A 14,322-nucleotide genomic window follows, 5' to 3' on the forward strand; every position below is an offset into this window, starting at 1 on the left:
TTCCCCTGCGTGCCTCGTCTGATCTTCCGGAGTCGTCCGACTCCCCATCTACTTCGTACGCAGGGGAACCGCACATGCGTATTCGTGCCACCGTGGCCGCCGTCTCCGGCGCCCTGGCCCTCTCCGCCCTCGCCCTGCCCGCGGCACACGCCGCCGGGCAGGAGCGGGTGCCCGCGGGGAACTCCGCGAGCAAGGCCGCCCACGCCGCCCGGCACCCGGGCCGCGCGACCTTCGCCGTCGCCGCCTCGGGCACGCCCTACAAGCTGAACGCCACCTTCTCCGCGGTGAAGGTGAACAACGGCAGGAACATCGCCGCCGGCACCACCAAGCTCGTCAAGGTGCCCGTCTCCTTCACGCTGACGCACGGCGCCGAGGTCGGCATCCACGCCAAGGACTTCGTCGCGGCCGTCGAGCTGTACCGCGGCGCCTCCTTCGACGACTCGATCTACTACTTCGACAGCGCGGTCTCGGCCTGCACGGACACCTCCACCACGGTGGCCTCCTGCAAGTCCACCGTGACCATCGACCCGACCCAGCTGCTCAGCGAGGACGCCGGCAGCTGGAAGGCCGCCGCCTACGCCGTCGCGTTCAACGGCCAGAACCCCACCAAGCCGGCCGACATGACCAAGGTGGGCGTGGCCGTCAAGGACCCGACCAACTCCTACCGCCTCCAGCGCTGGGCGACCCTGAACGCCGACGCCGCCCCGGAGCCGGTGAAGAAGGGCAGGACCGTCACGGTCTCCGGCAAGCTGGCCCGCGCCGACTGGGAGGACGGCAAGTACCACGGCTACGCCAACCAGCCGGTCAAGCTCCAGTTCCGCAAGAAGGGCTCCAGCACCTACACCACGCTGAAGACCGTCAGGACGAACTCCACGGGCAACCTGAAGACCACGACCACCGCCACGGTCGACGGCTACTTCCGCTACGCCTTCGCGGGCACCACGACCACCCCGGCGACCATCGCCACGGGTGACTACGTCGACGTGAGGTAGGCAGGTGACGCAGGCCCGGCCAGGGCCCTTCCTCCGGAGGGGTCCTAGCCGGGGAAGCGGTGGTCGACCCACTTCCACAGGAACTCCAGGGCGGCCGCCGCCACCACCGAGACCGCCACCGCCGTCCACGGCATGGCGAGCCCCACCAGCCGTACCGCGAAGAAGTCCTGGAGCGCGGGCACGACGAGCACCAGCAGGAACGCCACGGCCATCGAGGCCACCAGCGTCACCCGCCACCAGGTGTAGGGGCGGGCGATGATCGACAGCACCCACATGGAGATCAGGAACAGGGTCAGCGTGGCCGCGCTGGTCTCCGCCGCCAGCTGGCCCGGCCCCGTGTAGTAGTGCCGGGCGATCAGGTACGTCACGAAGGTCGCCACCCCGGCCACCAGGCCGCCCGGGATCGAGTACCGCATCACCTGGCGCACGAAGTGCGGTCTCGCCCGCTCGTTGTTGGGCGCCAGTGCCAGGAAGAAGGCCGGGACGCCGATGGTGAGCGTGGACAGCAGGGTCAGGTGGCGGGGCAGGAACGGGTACTCCACCTGCCAGCAGACCACCAGCACCGCGAGCAGCACCGAGTAGACCGTCTTCACCAGGAACAGCGTCGCCACCCGCGTGATGTTGCCGATCACCCGGCGGCCCTCGCCGACCACCGACGGCAGGCTCGCGAAACTGTTGTCCAGCAGCACGATCTGCGCCACCGCCCGGGTCGCCTCCGAGCCCGAGCCCATGGCCACGCCGATGTCGGCGTCCTTGAGGGCGAGCACGTCGTTCACGCCGTCGCCGGTCATCGCCACCGTGTGCCCGCGCGACTGGAGCGCGCCCACCATGTCCCGTTTCTGCTGCGGGGTGACCCGCCCGAAGACGGTGCCCGCGTCCAGCACCCTGGCCATGCCGGCCTTGTCCCGCGGCAGCCGCCGCGCGTCCGTCGCCGTCCCGTCGAGGCCCAGCTTGGCCGCGACCGCGCCGACCGAGACCGCGTTGTCCCCGGAGATGACCTTGGCCGCCACCCGCTGCTCGGCGAAGTAGCGCAGGGTGTCGGCCGCGTCCGGGCGCAGCCGCTGTTCGAGGACGACCAGGGCGGTGGGGTGGGCGCCCTTCGCCGGCGCGGCGTCGTCCAGGTCCCGGTGGGCCCGCGCCAGCAGCAGCACCCGCAGCCCCTGCTCGTTGAGCCGCTCGGTCTCCGCGAGCGCCGGGTCGTCCGCGCCGAGCAGCACGTCCGGGGCGCCCAGCAGCCAGGTGCTGGTCTCCCCGTCGCCCTCGCTGAACGCGGCCCCGCTGTACTTGCGGGCCGAGGAGAAGGGGAGCGACTCGACGCAGCGCCACTCGTCGTCGTCGGGGTAGGCGTCGATGATCGCCTGGAGCGAGGCGTTGGGCCGGGGGTCGGACTCGCCGAGCGCGCCGAGCACCTTGCGCACGTACGGCTCCTCCGCGCCGTTCAGGGTGCGCAGCTCGGTGACGTCCATACCGCCCTCGGTGAGCGTGCCGGTCTTGTCCAGGCAGACGGTGTCCACGCGCGCGAGGCCCTCGATCGCCGGCAGCTCCTGCACCAGGCACTGCTTGCGGCCGAGCCGGATGACACCGATCGCGAAGGCCACGGAGGTGAGCAGCACCAGGCCCTCCGGGACCATCGGCACGATGCCGCCGACGGTGCGGGCGACGGCGGCCTTGAGGTCGTCGTTCTTGACCACGAGCTGGGTGACGACCAGACCGGTCGCGGCCGGGACCATCATCCAGGTGACGTACTTGAGGATCGTGGAGATACCGGTGCGCAGCTCGGAGTGGACGAGCGTGAAGCGCGACGCCTCCTCGGCGAGCCGGACGGCATAGGCCTCCCGGCCCACCTTGGTCGCGGCGAAGGCGCCGCCGCCCGCGACCACGAAGCTGCCGGACATCACCGGATCGCCGGGCCGCTTGACCACCGGGTCGGCCTCACCGGTGAGCAGCGACTCGTCGATCTCCAGCCCGTCGGCCTCCGCGCACACCCCGTCCACCACGACCTTGTCGCCGGGCCCGATCTCGATCAGGTCGTCCAGGACGATCTCGTCGGTGCCGATCTCCACGGCCTCGCCGTCCCGGCGCACGGTCGGCCGGGCCTCCCCGATCACCGCGAGCGAGTCCAGGGTCTGCTTGGCCCGCCACTCCTGGACGATGCCGATGCCGGTGTTGGCGAGGATCACGAACCCGAACAGGCTGTCCTGGATCGGCGCGACGAACAGGGTGATCACCCAGAGCACGCCGATGATCGCGTTGAACCGGGTGAACACGTTCGCCCGGACGATCTCCCCGAGCGAGCGGCTGCTGCGCAGGGGTACGTCGTTGACCTGGCCACGCGCCCGTCGCTCCGCGACCTCCGCGCCGGTCAGCCCCGTCGCCCGGATCGTGGGCAGGGCCACCGGGTGCACCGGGTCGAGTTCGGCGCCGGCGTCTATATGGCTCATGTATCCGACGGTACGTGGCCTTTGCGTGGCCGCCCACCCGGCCTCGCGCCGGTGGCACGGGGCCGTCCGGACCCGGGCCGCCGCACGGGATGACCGGGGACGTTCCACGAGGTGCCCGGGGCTACTCCACGGGGGTGGATTCCGTGCGCTCGCGCGCCGCCCGCTTGAGTGCCGCGTCCCGGCCCCGCACGTACCAGATGCCGATCAGCCCGAGCCCGCCCCCGGCCAGGCAGGTCCACACCCACCACAGATGGCCGTGGTCGTGGAACCAGCCGTAGAAGGGGAGCTGTACCAGGAACAGGACGAACCAGACGATCGTGCCGCCGGTGATGGTGGCGACCACGGGCCCCTCAAGGGGCTCGGGCGCCTCGTGCTGGGGGATCCACTTGGCCATGCCGGACAGCTTACGAGGCGATCAGAACACGACCGGTTCCTCACAAGGTCTACGCGCGGAGATAGCGATCTAGTAGTCATACGTTCATACTGAAACCGTTTGTCTTTGACCGCTTCTAATCGTAGAAAACTCCAAGAGGGCTCGGGGGAACCCCTTTGGTGATGAGGTCCCGCATGTCCACCTCGGCGCCTGCCAAGGTCCCCACCCCCGAGAAGCCGGGCGGCGCTTTCGCCGGCGGCCCTCTCGACCGCTACTTCAGGATCTCCGAGCGCGGCAGCACCGTCGCGCGTGAGGTCCGGGGCGGTCTCGCCACCTTCTTCGCGATGGCGTACATCATCGTGCTGAACCCGATCATCCTGGGCAGCGCGAAGGACATGTACGGGCACCACCTGGACAACGGCCAGCTGGTGACGGCGACCGCGCTGACGGCCGCCTTCAGCACCCTGCTGATGGGTGTCATCGGCAATGTGCCGATCGCCATGGCCGCCGGTCTCGGGGTGAACTCGGTCGTCGCCCTCCAGCTGGCACCGCGGATGACCTGGCCGGACGCCATGGGCATGGTCGTGCTGGCCGGTTTCGTGGTCATGCTGCTGGTCGCCACGGGTCTGCGGGAGCGCGTGATGAACGCGGTGCCGTTCGGTCTGCGCAAGGCGATCGCGATCGGCATCGGCCTGTTCATCATGCTGATCGGCCTGGTGGACTCCGGCTTCGTCAGCCGCATCCCGGACGTCGCCCAGACCACCGTCCCGCTCCAGCTGGGCACCGGCGGTCACCTCACCGGCTGGCCGGTGCTGATCTTCATCCTGGGCGCGCTGCTCACCTTCGCCCTGATCGTGCGCAAGGTGCCGGGCGCCATCCTGATCTCCATCGTGGGCATGACCGTCCTCGCGATGATCATCAACGCCGCCGCCAAGATCCCCTCCTGGGGTCTGACCGTCCCGAAGTGGCCGGGCAACCCGGTCTCCACCCCGGACTTCGGCCTGGTCGGCCAGGTCAGCCTGTTCGGCGGCTTCTCCAGGGTCGGCGTGCTGACCGGCATCCTCTTCGTCTTCACGGTCCTGCTGTCGTGCTTCTTCGACGCGATGGGCACGATCATGGGCATCAGCGACGAGGCCAAGCTGACCGACGCCGAGGGCTACATGCCGGGCATCAACCGGGTGCTGTTCGTGGACGGCCTCTCGGTCGCGGCCGGCGGCGCCGGCTCCGCCTCGGCCACCACCGCCTTCGTGGAGTCCACGGCCGGCGTCGGCGAGGGCGCACGCACGGGCTTCGCGAACATCGTCACGGGTGGCCTGTTCGCCGTCTCGCTCTTCCTCACCCCGATCGCCACGATGGTGCCGTCCCAGGCGGCCACCCCGGCGCTGATCGCGGTCGGCTTCCTGATCCTTTCGCACTCCGTCAAGGAGATCGACTGGGCCGACTACACGATCGCGATCCCGGCCTTCGTGACCATGCTGATGATGCCGTTCACCTACTCGATCACCAACGGCATCGGCATGGGCTTCATCACCTTCACCGTGCTGCGCCTGGCCGCGGGCCGGTACCGCGACGTCCCGGTGGCGATGTACGTCGTCTCGGCGGTCTTCGCCTTCTACTACCTGATGCCGGCTCTGGGGCTGACCTGATCCTCCTCGGCTCCGCGGCGTCTCACGTGACGCCGTAGAACCGCTCCGTCTCCTCGACCGCGGTCCGGAACCGCTGGTCGAAGTCGTCACGAATGAGCGTGCGGACCACATAGTCCTGCACGCTCATTCCCCTTTTCGCCGCGTGCTGCCGGAGCCGTTCGAGCAGCTCCCCGTCTATCCGCAGGCTGAGCACAGTGGTCCCCATGGGTACGAGGGTCGCCACTGCCGCCCCGCGGATGCGTCACTTTCCGGCCCCGACTCACTCATTCGGGTGATGGAAGCTTTGGAGTGCCCCAGTGGCGGGCATCACGGGCTCACCGGCGCGCCCCCGGTGGTCTTTAGTTAGAGTAATGAGTTACGCTAAGGACATGCCGGACCTCAACCATGGCGACGACGCTGCCGCCGTGAACTCCCTTCGCTCCGCCGTGATGCGGCTGTCCCGTCGGCTCAAGCACCAGCGGGTGGACGAGTCGCTGAGCCCCACCGAGATGTCGGTGCTCGGCACCCTGTCCCGCTGCGGCTCGGCCACGCCGGGCGAGCTGGCCCGCAAGGAGCATGTCCAGCCGCCCTCGATGACCCGCATCGTCGCGCTGCTCGAAGCCAAGGGGCTGGTCCGCCTGGAGCCCCACCCGGAGGACCGGCGCCAGAAGGTCGTCACCCAGACCGAGCAGGCCGAGGCGATGCTCGAGGAGAGCCGCCGCAAGCGCAACGCCTTCCTGGCGGGTCTCGTGGACAGCCTGGACGAGGACGAGTGGGCGAAGCTGCGCGCCGCCGCCCCCGTGCTGGAAAAACTCGCACACCTGTAAAGCAGCCTGAGGAGGCGAACCCTTTTGAGTACGGGATCCGGAACACCTTCCGCCCCCGCACCGACCGCTTCTACCACCCCCGTCCGCAAGTCCTCGATGTTCAGCTCGCTGAAGGTCAGGAACTACCGACTCTTCTTCATCGGCCAGGTCGTCTCCAACACGGGCACCTGGATGCAGCGCATCGCCCAGGACTGGCTCGTCCTGAGCCTCACCGGATCCTCCGCGGCCGTCGGCATCACGACGGCCCTCCAGTTCCTGCCGATGCTCCTGTTCGGTCTCTACGGCGGTGTCCTCGTCGACCGGCTGCCCAAGCGCCCCGCGCTGCTGGTCACCCAGTCCGCGATGGCCCTCAGCGGTCTCGCGCTCGCCGCGCTGACCCTCACCGGCCAGGTCCAGGTCTGGCACGTCTATCTCGCCGCGTTCTTCGTCGGACTCGCCACGGTGGTCGACAACCCCGCCCGGCAGTCCTTCGTCTCCGAGATGGTCGGCCCCGGCCAGCTGCACAACGCGGTCAGCCTGAACTCCGCGAACTTCCAGTCCGCGCGCCTCGTCGGCCCCGCCGTCGCCGGCCTCATGATCACCGGGGTGGGCACCGGCTGGGCGTTCCTCGCCAACGGCCTCTCCTTCGCCGCGCCGATCGCCGGCCTGCTCCTGATGCGCGCCCGCGAGCTGTACCCGGTCAAGCGGACCCCGCGCGGCAAGGGCCAGCTGCGGGAGGGACTCCAGTACGTCGCCGGGCGTCCGGAACTGATCTGGTCCGTCGTCCTCGTCGGCTTCATCGGGACCTTCGGCTTCAACTTCCCGGTGTGGCTCTCCGCCTTCGCCGACGACGTCTTCCATGTCGGCGCCGGCGGCTACAGCCTCCTCAACACCCTGATGGCCGCGGGCTCCCTCGGCGGCGCACTGCTGGCCGCCCGGCGCGGTTCGGCCCGGATGCGGCTGCTGATCCTGGCCGCGCTCACCTTCGGCGCGCTGGAGGTCGTGGCCTCGCTGGCGCCCTCGTACTCGCTGTTCGCGGTGCTGATGGTGCCGATCGGGATCTGCGGCCTCACGGTCAACGTGACCGCGAACACCACCGTGCAGACGGCCACCGACCCGGCCATGCGCGGCCGGGTGATGTCCCTGTTCATGATGGTCTTCATGGGCGGCACCCCGCTCGGCGCCCCGGTCATCGGCTGGGTCACCGACACCTACGGGGCCCGTGTCGGCTTCGCCCTCGGCGGCGTCGTCTCCGCGGTCGCGGCCGGCGTCATCGGCCTGGTCCTCGCCCGCGTCGGCGGTCTGCGCCTGTCGGTGGGCTGGGAGCGGGGCGCGCCGCGGCTGCGGTTCGTGCCCCGGCAGCGGGAGGAGCTGGCCACGGCGGCGTGACCGGCCCCGTCCTCGCGGCGGTCCGGAGGGTGTCGGTGCGACTACCGCACCCTCTGGGCCAGCACCTGTCCCGGCCACTCGTCCGCACCGTGGGTGAACGCCTCGGTGCGGACGAAGCCGTTTTGCTCGTAGAAGGCGACCAGCTTGCCGTCGTCGCCCGCGTAGCAGTCCACCCGCAGCAGCGAGACCCCGGCCCGCCGGGTCACCTCGGCCGCGTGCGCGAGCAGCGCGGCACCGGCGCCGTGCCCCTTGAACCGGCGGTCCGAGGCCAGCAGGTGGATGTACCGCTCGGGCTCGTCGGCGGGCTCCAGATAGGGGCCGGGGGCGTCGGAGAGCGTGAGGGTGGCCGCCGGTGTGCCGTCCATCTCGGCGAAGTACACGGTGCCGGTGCTCGCGTACCGCCGCACCACCTCCACCGCCTTGGGACTCGCCGACCAGGGCTCGGTGCCCCACTGCCCGGGGCGGCCCTGGGCCACCAGCCACTCCACGGAGCTGTCCAGCATGGCGAGGATCAGGGGAACTTCGTCGGGGCCGCCCGTGCGGATCGTGATCGTCATGGCGGCCATCATGCCCAGGTGTCTCTGGGATCGTGAAGGCATGAGACTCTTCGCCGCTGTGCTGCCGCCGGAGGACGTCGCCGCCGAACTCGCCCTGGAGGTCGATCGGTTGAGGCGGCTGCCGGGCGCCGACGGGCTGCGCTGGACGGGCCGCCCAGGCTGGCACCTCACCCTCGCCTTCTACGGCGAGGTCGCCGAGGACGTCGTACCCGGTCTGGCGGCCCGCCTGGCCCGCGCGGCACGGCACACCGCCCCCTTCGAGCTGGCCCTGAACGGCGGCGGCCACTTCGGCCACGGCCGCGCGCTGTGGACCGGCGCGGCGGGCGACGTGGACGCGCTGCGCCTGCTGGCGGGCCGGGCGGAGGCGGCGGGCCGCAAGGCGGGGCTGCGGATGGAGGAGCACCGCCGCTACCGGGCCCACCTCACGCTGGCGCGGGGCCGGGAGGCAATCGACGTGGGACCGTACATGGAGCTGCTGCGGGGGTTCGCGGGCCGGAGCTGGCGGGTGACCGATCTGGCGCTGGTAAGGAGCAACCTGCCGCGGTCGGGGGTGCGGGGGGAGCAGCCGCGGTACGAGGCGGTCGGGCGATGGGTGTGCGGGGCGTCCGGTTAGGCTCGATACGTGGACCCGAAAACCCGGAACCGGATCATGGCCGGTGCGCTCGTTCTTCTGCTGGTGGTTGTCGCCGTGGCCGCAGCCGTGAGGTAGCGGCCGGCCGGCGGGCGCCCGAGGGGCGGGGGCACGGGTTCGACGGCGGCCGCGAGCCGTCACGGGTCGTTCGTGCGGTTCCCCGCGCCCCTAGGGACGCCTGGGCCCTCAAGGTGCCTACCAGGCGAAGGCTTCCGGCGACGGGCCCGGTCCCGGGAAGATCTCTTCCAGGGCGGCCAGCAGCTCCTCGCTCAGCTCCAGCTCCACGGCCCGCAGTGCCGACCGGAGCTGCTCCGCCGTACGCGGGCCGACGATCGGCCCCGTGACACCGGGACGGGTGAGCAGCCAGGCCAGGGCGGTCTCGCCCGGCTCCAGACCGTGCTTGTCGAGCAGGTCCTCGTACGCCTGGATGCGCGCGCGGGCGGCCGGGTCGGCGAGGGTGTCCGCGGCGCGCCCGGAGGCACGGCGTCCGCCCTGCACCTCCTTCTTGATCACGCCGCCGAGCAGCCCGCCGTGCAGCGGGGACCAGGGGATGACCCCGAGGCCGTACTCCCGCGCGGCCGGGACGACCTCCATCTCGGCGCGGCGCTCGGCGAGGTTGTACAGGCACTGCTCGCTCACGAGGCCGACGGTGCCGCCGCGCCGGGCGGCGGTCTCGTTGGCCTGGGCGATCTTGTAGGCGGGGAAGTTGGAGGAGCCGGCGTAGAGGATCTTGCCCTGCTGGACGAGGGTGTCGATCGCCTGCCAGATCTCCTCGAAGGGGGTGTTCCGGTCGATGTGGTGGAACTGGTAGAGGTCGATGTGATCGGTCCGGAGCCGCTTGAGGCTGGCGTCCACCGCGCGCCGGATGTTCAGTGCGGAGAGCTTGTCGTGGTTCGGCCAGGCGTCGCCCTCGGCGGTCATGTCGGCGTAGACCTTGGTGGCGATGACGACCTTGTCCCGGCGGTCACCGCCCTTGGCGAACCAGTTCCCGATGATGCTCTCGGTCCGGCCCTTGTTCTCCCCCCACCCGTACACATTGGCGGTGTCGAAGAAGTTGATGCCCGCGTCCAGCGCCGCGTCCATGATCGCGTGACTGCCGGCTTCGTCCGTCTGCGGCCCGAAGTTCATCGTCCCGAGAACGAGCCGGCTTACCTTGAGTCCCGTGCGTCCGAGCTGCGTGTACCTCATGGTCGCAAGCCAACGGCTTGGAGTGGGCTCGAGGCAAGGGCGGGCGGGCCGGTCGCGGGGGAACGCGTCGGTCCCGAGGGTGAGGCCGAGGGGTGTGGTCAGGCCGACGTCCGTTCCGAGGGGACCGCCGGTTCGCCGGGGTACGCACCGTCGTCGGGCTCGGATCAGAGGTGGCACTTGCCCCGGTGAGGACCGGCGACGAGAAAGGCGACGACCCCGGCGGTGGCGTACGCCGTCTTCTCGGGGCCGTAGTCGTGCCGTGCCCTTTGAGACGACGCCGTGGACCAGTCAGACCGTTCCGGCCGCGTACGCCTGCCCGATTCCCCACGCCTCCCGCATCGCCCCCGCGAACGCCGCCGCGATCCGGTGCTCGCCGCTCGCGTTGGGATGGGTGCCGTCGTACGTGTCCGTGTGGATGTCGTACGACCGCGGCGGCGATGCCAGCAGGATCGGCGACCGGGGCTCGTCCAGGTCGGCGACCGCCTTGGCGAGGAGGACGTTGAAGAGGGCGACCTGGCCGGCGAAGGGGGCGTCGGACTCGGCGCGGACATTGGGGATCACCGGGAGCAGCACCATACGGACGCACGGGTCGGCGGCGCGCGCGGCGCCGACGAAGGCGCGGACGTTCCCGGCGGTCTGCTCGGCGTCGGTGTAGAAGCCGAGGTCGATGAGGCCGAGGGAGACGAGCAGGACGTCCGGCCGGCAGGTGCGTATCGCGTCACCGATCAGCGGGGCCATGTGCAGCCAGCCCTCGCCCCAGCCCGCGAGATGGCCGCGGGGGAAGCCGGGGTCGGCGTAGGCGAGGGACGTCGGGGCGTCGGTCTGTTTGTCGTACAGCGTCTCGCGCGGGCCGACGAGCGTGACGGCGGGGTCGTACGTATCGCGAAGGAGCTGCCACAGCCGGTGACGCCATGTGTGTTCGCCCGCGCTCCCGATCGTCATGGAGTCGCCCACGGGCATGAACCTGAGCATCCGATCATCATGGACGATCACCGCGGCGGGCGGGGTGTGAGGCCCGCCACGTGGAGGTGCCCGCGCGGTGGCCGCGGGGGTGAACCGCCGACGGGAATGGCAGGCTTGGGGGATGCGCCGACCGTTCGCCGTCCTCGCCGCCGTCCTGCTCGCCGGCGCCTGCGCGCTGCCCGCCTCCGCCGCGGAGGGCACCAAGGGCCCCGGGCACACCGTGAGCACCGGCGACAAGGGATTCACGTTCGAGGACCCGAGGATCACGGAGTCCAGCGGTCTGGCCGCCTCCCATCTGCACCCCGGCATCTACTGGACGCACAACGACAGCGGCGACGGCCCGTACATCTACGCCGTGGACGGCGCGACCGGGAAGACGGTGGCCCGGGTGACGCTGCGGGGCGTCGGCACCCCGCGCGACGTCGAGGCGATCTCGATCGGGCCGCACGACGAGATCTACGTCGGCGACATCGGCGACAACTTCGACGGCCGCTGGCCCTACGTGTGGATCTACCGCCTCCCGGAGCCGAAGGTCCTCAAGGACCAGACGGTCACGGCCACCCAGTACGTGGTCAAGTACTCCGACGGCCCCCGCAACGCGGAGTCGCTGCTGGTCCATCCAAAGACCGGCCGGGTGTACATCATCGACAAGAAGGAAGACGGCGGCCACCTCTTCGAGGGCCCCGCCACCCTCTCCACCAGCGGCGCCAACATCTTCAAGCCGATCGCCCCGATCGACCTGTGGGCCACGGACGCCACCTTCTCGCCCGACGGGAACCACCTCGCCGTCCGCGGCTACCTCGGCGGCATCTACTACTCCTGGAACGACGGCCACCCCAAGCGCACCCGAATGCTCGACGTCCCCCTCCAGGGCCAGGGCGAGGGCATCACCTACTCGGCCGACGGCACGAAACTCCTCTACAGCAGCGAGGGCGCCGGCAGCGCGGTCGTCGCCAGGGACGCCCCGGACAGCCCGAAGCCCTCCCCAGCCCCCGGGCACGACTCGTCGGACAGCTCGGTGACCGGCGGGTCGAGCGTCGAACTGGGCGCGCTGGCGCTGGTCGCCGTGGTGGCGGCACTGTTCGGGGTGGGACGGCTGCGCCGGCGCAAGGGGTGACTCGCCCAGCGGACAGGGGAGTTCGGGTCTCGCTCGGTTCGGGGAGCAGGTGACGGGGGAGAGGGACGGGAAGGCGGACCGTTCGAGGTGGAAGCCGAGCGACACGTCACCGCCCGACCCGAGCCGCTCGACCACGGAGGCGACGAGGGCGTCCCGCGCTCCCTGACCGCTCCGCGCTGCGTCGGCGAACCGCTGCGCGTACTCCTCCAGCCGCCACCCCAGCCACGCTGCGGCCTCCTGCGCCGTCCGCCAGGTGCCGCGTACCAGCGAGCCCGGCTTGAGCAGCCAGTAGGCGGTCTCCAGCGGGGGGAGATCCGAGAGCGGGAACTCGGTGGTCACCTCGCGGTAGCGGGCGATCGACTCGGACCGGCTGCCGGGCGGCGGCGGTTCGGGGTGCGGAGGGCGTCGTAACGCCTCCTGGTCGAACCGCGCCTTGGGGCCGGTCCACAGGTAGCCGTGGTGCTCGCCTACTGAGCCGAGATGACCGTCCATTTCACCATGTGGGAGCAGATCACCGGCGCCACCGGCCAGCCCACCACGGCCTGAGCACAGACCCGCAGCCGGGCCCCACCCAGGGGCTTTGCATAAAGCGGATTCGTCCGGTTCACGCGTCCTGCCCGTGACGTTGTGTCATGTCCCGTTCTGGGGCCGGGAAGCAGTACAGGCACGGCGCTGGTGATCATGTGGTTGTCGAGACCCATGAGAACCGAACGAGACCGTGCCTGCCCCTGCATCATCTCCCATGCCCGTCGCGCTGGAGCACCTGGCCCACGCTTCTGCTTCCGCACCCCCCCGTTGACGCAGCCGGCCTGCGTCCCTTCCTGGGCGCGGTGCCCGACCCGCGGGACCGCAGGGGCCGGCGGCGTCCGCTGTCCGCGCTGCCGGCCGCGGCAGCGGCTGCCGTCCTGGCTGGCGCCCGCTCCCTGGCTGCGATCGGAGAGTGGATCACGGACGCACCGCGCCGGGCCGTGGGCGCCCTCGGTTTCACCCCGGATCCCCTGACCGGGCAGGTGGTGGTCCCGCACCCGGCGACGGTGCGCCGTCTGCTCGCCCGTCTGGACGGCGACGCGCTGGACGCCGCGATCGGCGCCTTCCCGGCCGCGCGGACAGCCCCCACCCGTGAGCCGGACGCGCTGCGGCCGATCGCGGTGGACGGCAAGACCGTTCGCGGCTCACGCACCCGGACCACCCCGGCGATTTCGCTGCTGTCCGCGATGGCACACAGCGGAGAGTTCCTCGCCCAGCGCCAGGTCGCCGACAAGAGCAACGAGATCCCCTCCTTCGCACCGCTGTTGACTGGTGTTGACCTCAGCCATGCCGTGATCACGGCGGACGCCCTGCACACCCAGCACGGCCACGGCACGTACTTGCGCGCACGAGGAGCCCACTACACCGCTGTTGTGAAGAGGAACCACCCCGGCCTGTTCGACCGCGTCCGAACCCTGCCCTGGCGCGAGATCACGCTTGACCACTACGAGCGCACCCGGGCCCACCACCGCGACGAGATCCGCCGGCTGAAGACCGCCGCGTTCGCCCACCTGGACTACCCCGACGCCCGCCAGGCCCTCCAAGTCGTGCGCTGGAGAGGAGACCTCGGCTCGGGCAAGCTGTCCATCGAGCGTGTCTACCTGGTCACCAGTCTGCCGGCCGGCGCGGCCACCGGCGCCCAGCTTGCTTCCTGGATCAGAGGCCACTGGGGTATCGAGAACCTCCTCCACCACGTCCGTGACCGGACCTTCCGCGAGGACGACTCCAAAATCCGTACCGCTCAACTGCCCCGCACGATGGCCAGTCTCCGCAACCTGGCTATCGGCCTCCACCGGCAAGACGGCCAGAAGAACATCGCAGCTGCCCTCCGGCACACGGCCCACGACTACCGTCGCCCCCTGACCCTCCTCGGCCTCACCGGATGAAACCGGACAAGATCACTTCACGCAAAGTCACTGGGGCCCCACCACACCCCGACGTACCGTCAAGGGGCCTACGCGGCCAACAACGTGACAACGCCCGGCAAGGGGTATGGGGTCGTGTGGTGCACCTCACAGTCATGGCGGTGCGTCATTCCGGTTTGCCGGACAGCAAGCTCCCTTATCTGGTGATTGTCCAGGGCTCGGGATTTTCCCTTTAGTCTATCCGGGCGTCAGCGGCGTACGAAACATGAGGTTCTGTTGAGCGTGGAGGCAACGCCTCCCCCAAGAGCTCTACGTGTCTTGACCTTACTGAGGTTGAACTCGTGATGT

General features: G+C 70.5%; 13 protein-coding genes and 1 pseudogene. 7 read left to right on the top strand and 7 right to left on the bottom strand.

The features are described 5' to 3' along the window. Positions 1 to 74: 74 nt before the first annotated feature. Positions 75 to 992 (top strand): hypothetical protein, encoded by a 918-nt coding sequence (locus VT52_RS14170; protein WP_046422124.1) that lies wholly within the window; start codon positions 75 to 77, stop codon positions 990 to 992. Positions 993 to 1,036: 44 nt separating this feature from the next. Here VT52_RS14170 and VT52_RS14175 read toward each other — a convergent pair whose 3' ends face one another. After that, positions 1,037 to 3,433 (bottom strand): HAD-IC family P-type ATPase, encoded by a 2,397-nt coding sequence (locus VT52_RS14175; RefSeq protein WP_046422123.1) that lies wholly within the window; start codon positions 3,431 to 3,433, stop codon positions 1,037 to 1,039. 121 nt (positions 3,434 to 3,554) lie between these two features. Then, positions 3,555 to 3,827: a DUF2530 domain-containing protein gene (locus VT52_RS14180; RefSeq protein ID WP_046422122.1), complete on the bottom strand. Its 273-nt coding sequence runs from the start codon at positions 3,825 to 3,827 to the stop codon at positions 3,555 to 3,557. Between the two features lie 173 nt (positions 3,828 to 4,000). Here VT52_RS14180 and VT52_RS14185 point away from each other — a divergent pair, with 173 nt between their 5' ends. Continuing rightward, positions 4,001 to 5,452, top strand: coding sequence for an NCS2 family permease (locus VT52_RS14185; RefSeq protein ID WP_046422121.1), 1,452 nt, complete (start codon positions 4,001 to 4,003; stop codon positions 5,450 to 5,452). A 22-nt stretch (positions 5,453 to 5,474) separates the two neighbouring features. Here VT52_RS14185 and VT52_RS14190 read toward each other — a convergent pair whose 3' ends face one another. Beyond that, positions 5,475 to 5,657 (bottom strand): ribbon-helix-helix protein, CopG family, encoded by a 183-nt coding sequence (locus VT52_RS14190; protein WP_046422192.1) that lies wholly within the window; start codon positions 5,655 to 5,657, stop codon positions 5,475 to 5,477. A gap of 163 nt (positions 5,658 to 5,820) precedes the next feature. Between VT52_RS14190 and VT52_RS14195 the strand changes: the two genes are divergently transcribed. Both VT52_RS14195 and VT52_RS14200 read left to right on the top strand, forming a co-directional pair. Beyond that, positions 5,821 to 6,258, top strand: coding sequence for a MarR family winged helix-turn-helix transcriptional regulator (locus VT52_RS14195; RefSeq protein WP_046422120.1), 438 nt, complete (start codon positions 5,821 to 5,823; stop codon positions 6,256 to 6,258). Positions 6,259 to 6,282: 24 nt separating this feature from the next. Beyond that, a complete protein-coding gene (locus tag VT52_RS14200) occupies positions 6,283 to 7,626 on the top strand; it encodes an MFS transporter (RefSeq protein ID WP_240509753.1) in 1,344 nt (447 codons plus the stop codon). Between the two features lie 41 nt (positions 7,627 to 7,667). On the opposite strand, the gene VT52_RS14205 is transcribed toward VT52_RS14200, so the two are convergent. Further along, positions 7,668 to 8,183: a GNAT family N-acetyltransferase gene (locus VT52_RS14205; protein ID WP_046422191.1), complete on the bottom strand. Its 516-nt coding sequence runs from the start codon at positions 8,181 to 8,183 to the stop codon at positions 7,668 to 7,670. A gap of 40 nt (positions 8,184 to 8,223) precedes the next feature. Between VT52_RS14205 and thpR the strand changes: the two genes are divergently transcribed. Beyond that, the gene (thpR, locus tag VT52_RS14210) at positions 8,224 to 8,796 is read left to right on the top strand and encodes an RNA 2',3'-cyclic phosphodiesterase (protein WP_046422118.1); all 573 of its coding nucleotides are present in this window, start codon (positions 8,224 to 8,226) and stop codon (positions 8,794 to 8,796) included. A 213-nt stretch (positions 8,797 to 9,009) separates the two neighbouring features. Here the strand turns inward: thpR and VT52_RS14215 are convergent, their stop codons facing one another. Next, positions 9,010 to 10,002: an aldo/keto reductase gene (locus tag VT52_RS14215; RefSeq protein ID WP_046422117.1), complete on the bottom strand. Its 993-nt coding sequence runs from the start codon at positions 10,000 to 10,002 to the stop codon at positions 9,010 to 9,012. A gap of 288 nt (positions 10,003 to 10,290) precedes the next feature. Beyond that, entirely contained in the window at positions 10,291 to 10,974 is a 684-nt protein-coding gene (locus tag VT52_RS14220; RefSeq protein WP_046422116.1) for a GDSL-type esterase/lipase family protein, read from the bottom strand. A gap of 112 nt (positions 10,975 to 11,086) precedes the next feature. On the opposite strand from VT52_RS14220, the gene VT52_RS14225 reads away from it, so the two are divergent. Beyond that, complete coding sequence (locus VT52_RS14225; protein ID WP_046422115.1) at positions 11,087 to 12,082, top strand: PD40 domain-containing protein; 996 nt, start codon at positions 11,087 to 11,089, stop codon at positions 12,080 to 12,082. 6 nt (positions 12,083 to 12,088) lie between these two features. On the opposite strand, the pseudogene VT52_RS38775 reads toward VT52_RS14225, so the two are convergent. Beyond that, positions 12,089 to 12,574, bottom strand: a pseudogene (locus VT52_RS38775) (hypothetical protein); the annotation flags it as partial. Between the two features lie 338 nt (positions 12,575 to 12,912). On the opposite strand from VT52_RS38775, the gene VT52_RS14230 reads away from it, so the two are divergent. Then, entirely contained in the window at positions 12,913 to 13,995 is a 1,083-nt protein-coding gene (locus tag VT52_RS14230; RefSeq protein WP_053055526.1) for an ISAs1 family transposase, read from the top strand. The last annotated feature ends 327 nt before the right edge of the window (positions 13,996 to 14,322 follow it).

This window comes from Streptomyces malaysiense (assembly GCF_000980885.2).
GTDB lineage: Bacteria > Actinomycetota > Actinomycetes > Streptomycetales > Streptomycetaceae > Streptomyces > Streptomyces malaysiense.

Bases quoted from the DNA above. Each gene is read 5' to 3' on its own strand.
- VT52_RS14170 (WP_046422124.1), top strand. From the start codon at position 75: ATGCGTATTCGTGCCACCGTGGCCGCCGTCTCCGGCGCCCTGGCCCTC.
- VT52_RS14175 (WP_046422123.1), bottom strand. From the start codon at position 3,433: ATGAGCCATATAGACGCCGGCGCCGAACTCGACCCGGTGCACCCGGTG.
- VT52_RS14180 (WP_046422122.1), bottom strand. From the start codon at position 3,827: ATGGCCAAGTGGATCCCCCAGCACGAGGCGCCCGAGCCCCTTGAGGGG.
- VT52_RS14185 (WP_046422121.1), top strand. From the start codon at position 4,001: ATGTCCACCTCGGCGCCTGCCAAGGTCCCCACCCCCGAGAAGCCGGGC.
- VT52_RS14190 (WP_046422192.1), bottom strand. From the start codon at position 5,657: ATGGGGACCACTGTGCTCAGCCTGCGGATAGACGGGGAGCTGCTCGAA.
- VT52_RS14195 (WP_046422120.1), top strand. From the start codon at position 5,821: ATGCCGGACCTCAACCATGGCGACGACGCTGCCGCCGTGAACTCCCTT.
- VT52_RS14205 (WP_046422191.1), bottom strand. From the start codon at position 8,183: ATGACGATCACGATCCGCACGGGCGGCCCCGACGAAGTTCCCCTGATC.
- thpR (WP_046422118.1), top strand. From the start codon at position 8,224: ATGAGACTCTTCGCCGCTGTGCTGCCGCCGGAGGACGTCGCCGCCGAA.
- VT52_RS14215 (WP_046422117.1), bottom strand. From the start codon at position 10,002: ATGAGGTACACGCAGCTCGGACGCACGGGACTCAAGGTAAGCCGGCTC.
- VT52_RS14220 (WP_046422116.1), bottom strand. From the start codon at position 10,974: ATGCTCAGGTTCATGCCCGTGGGCGACTCCATGACGATCGGGAGCGCG.
- VT52_RS14225 (WP_046422115.1), top strand. From the start codon at position 11,087: ATGCGCCGACCGTTCGCCGTCCTCGCCGCCGTCCTGCTCGCCGGCGCC.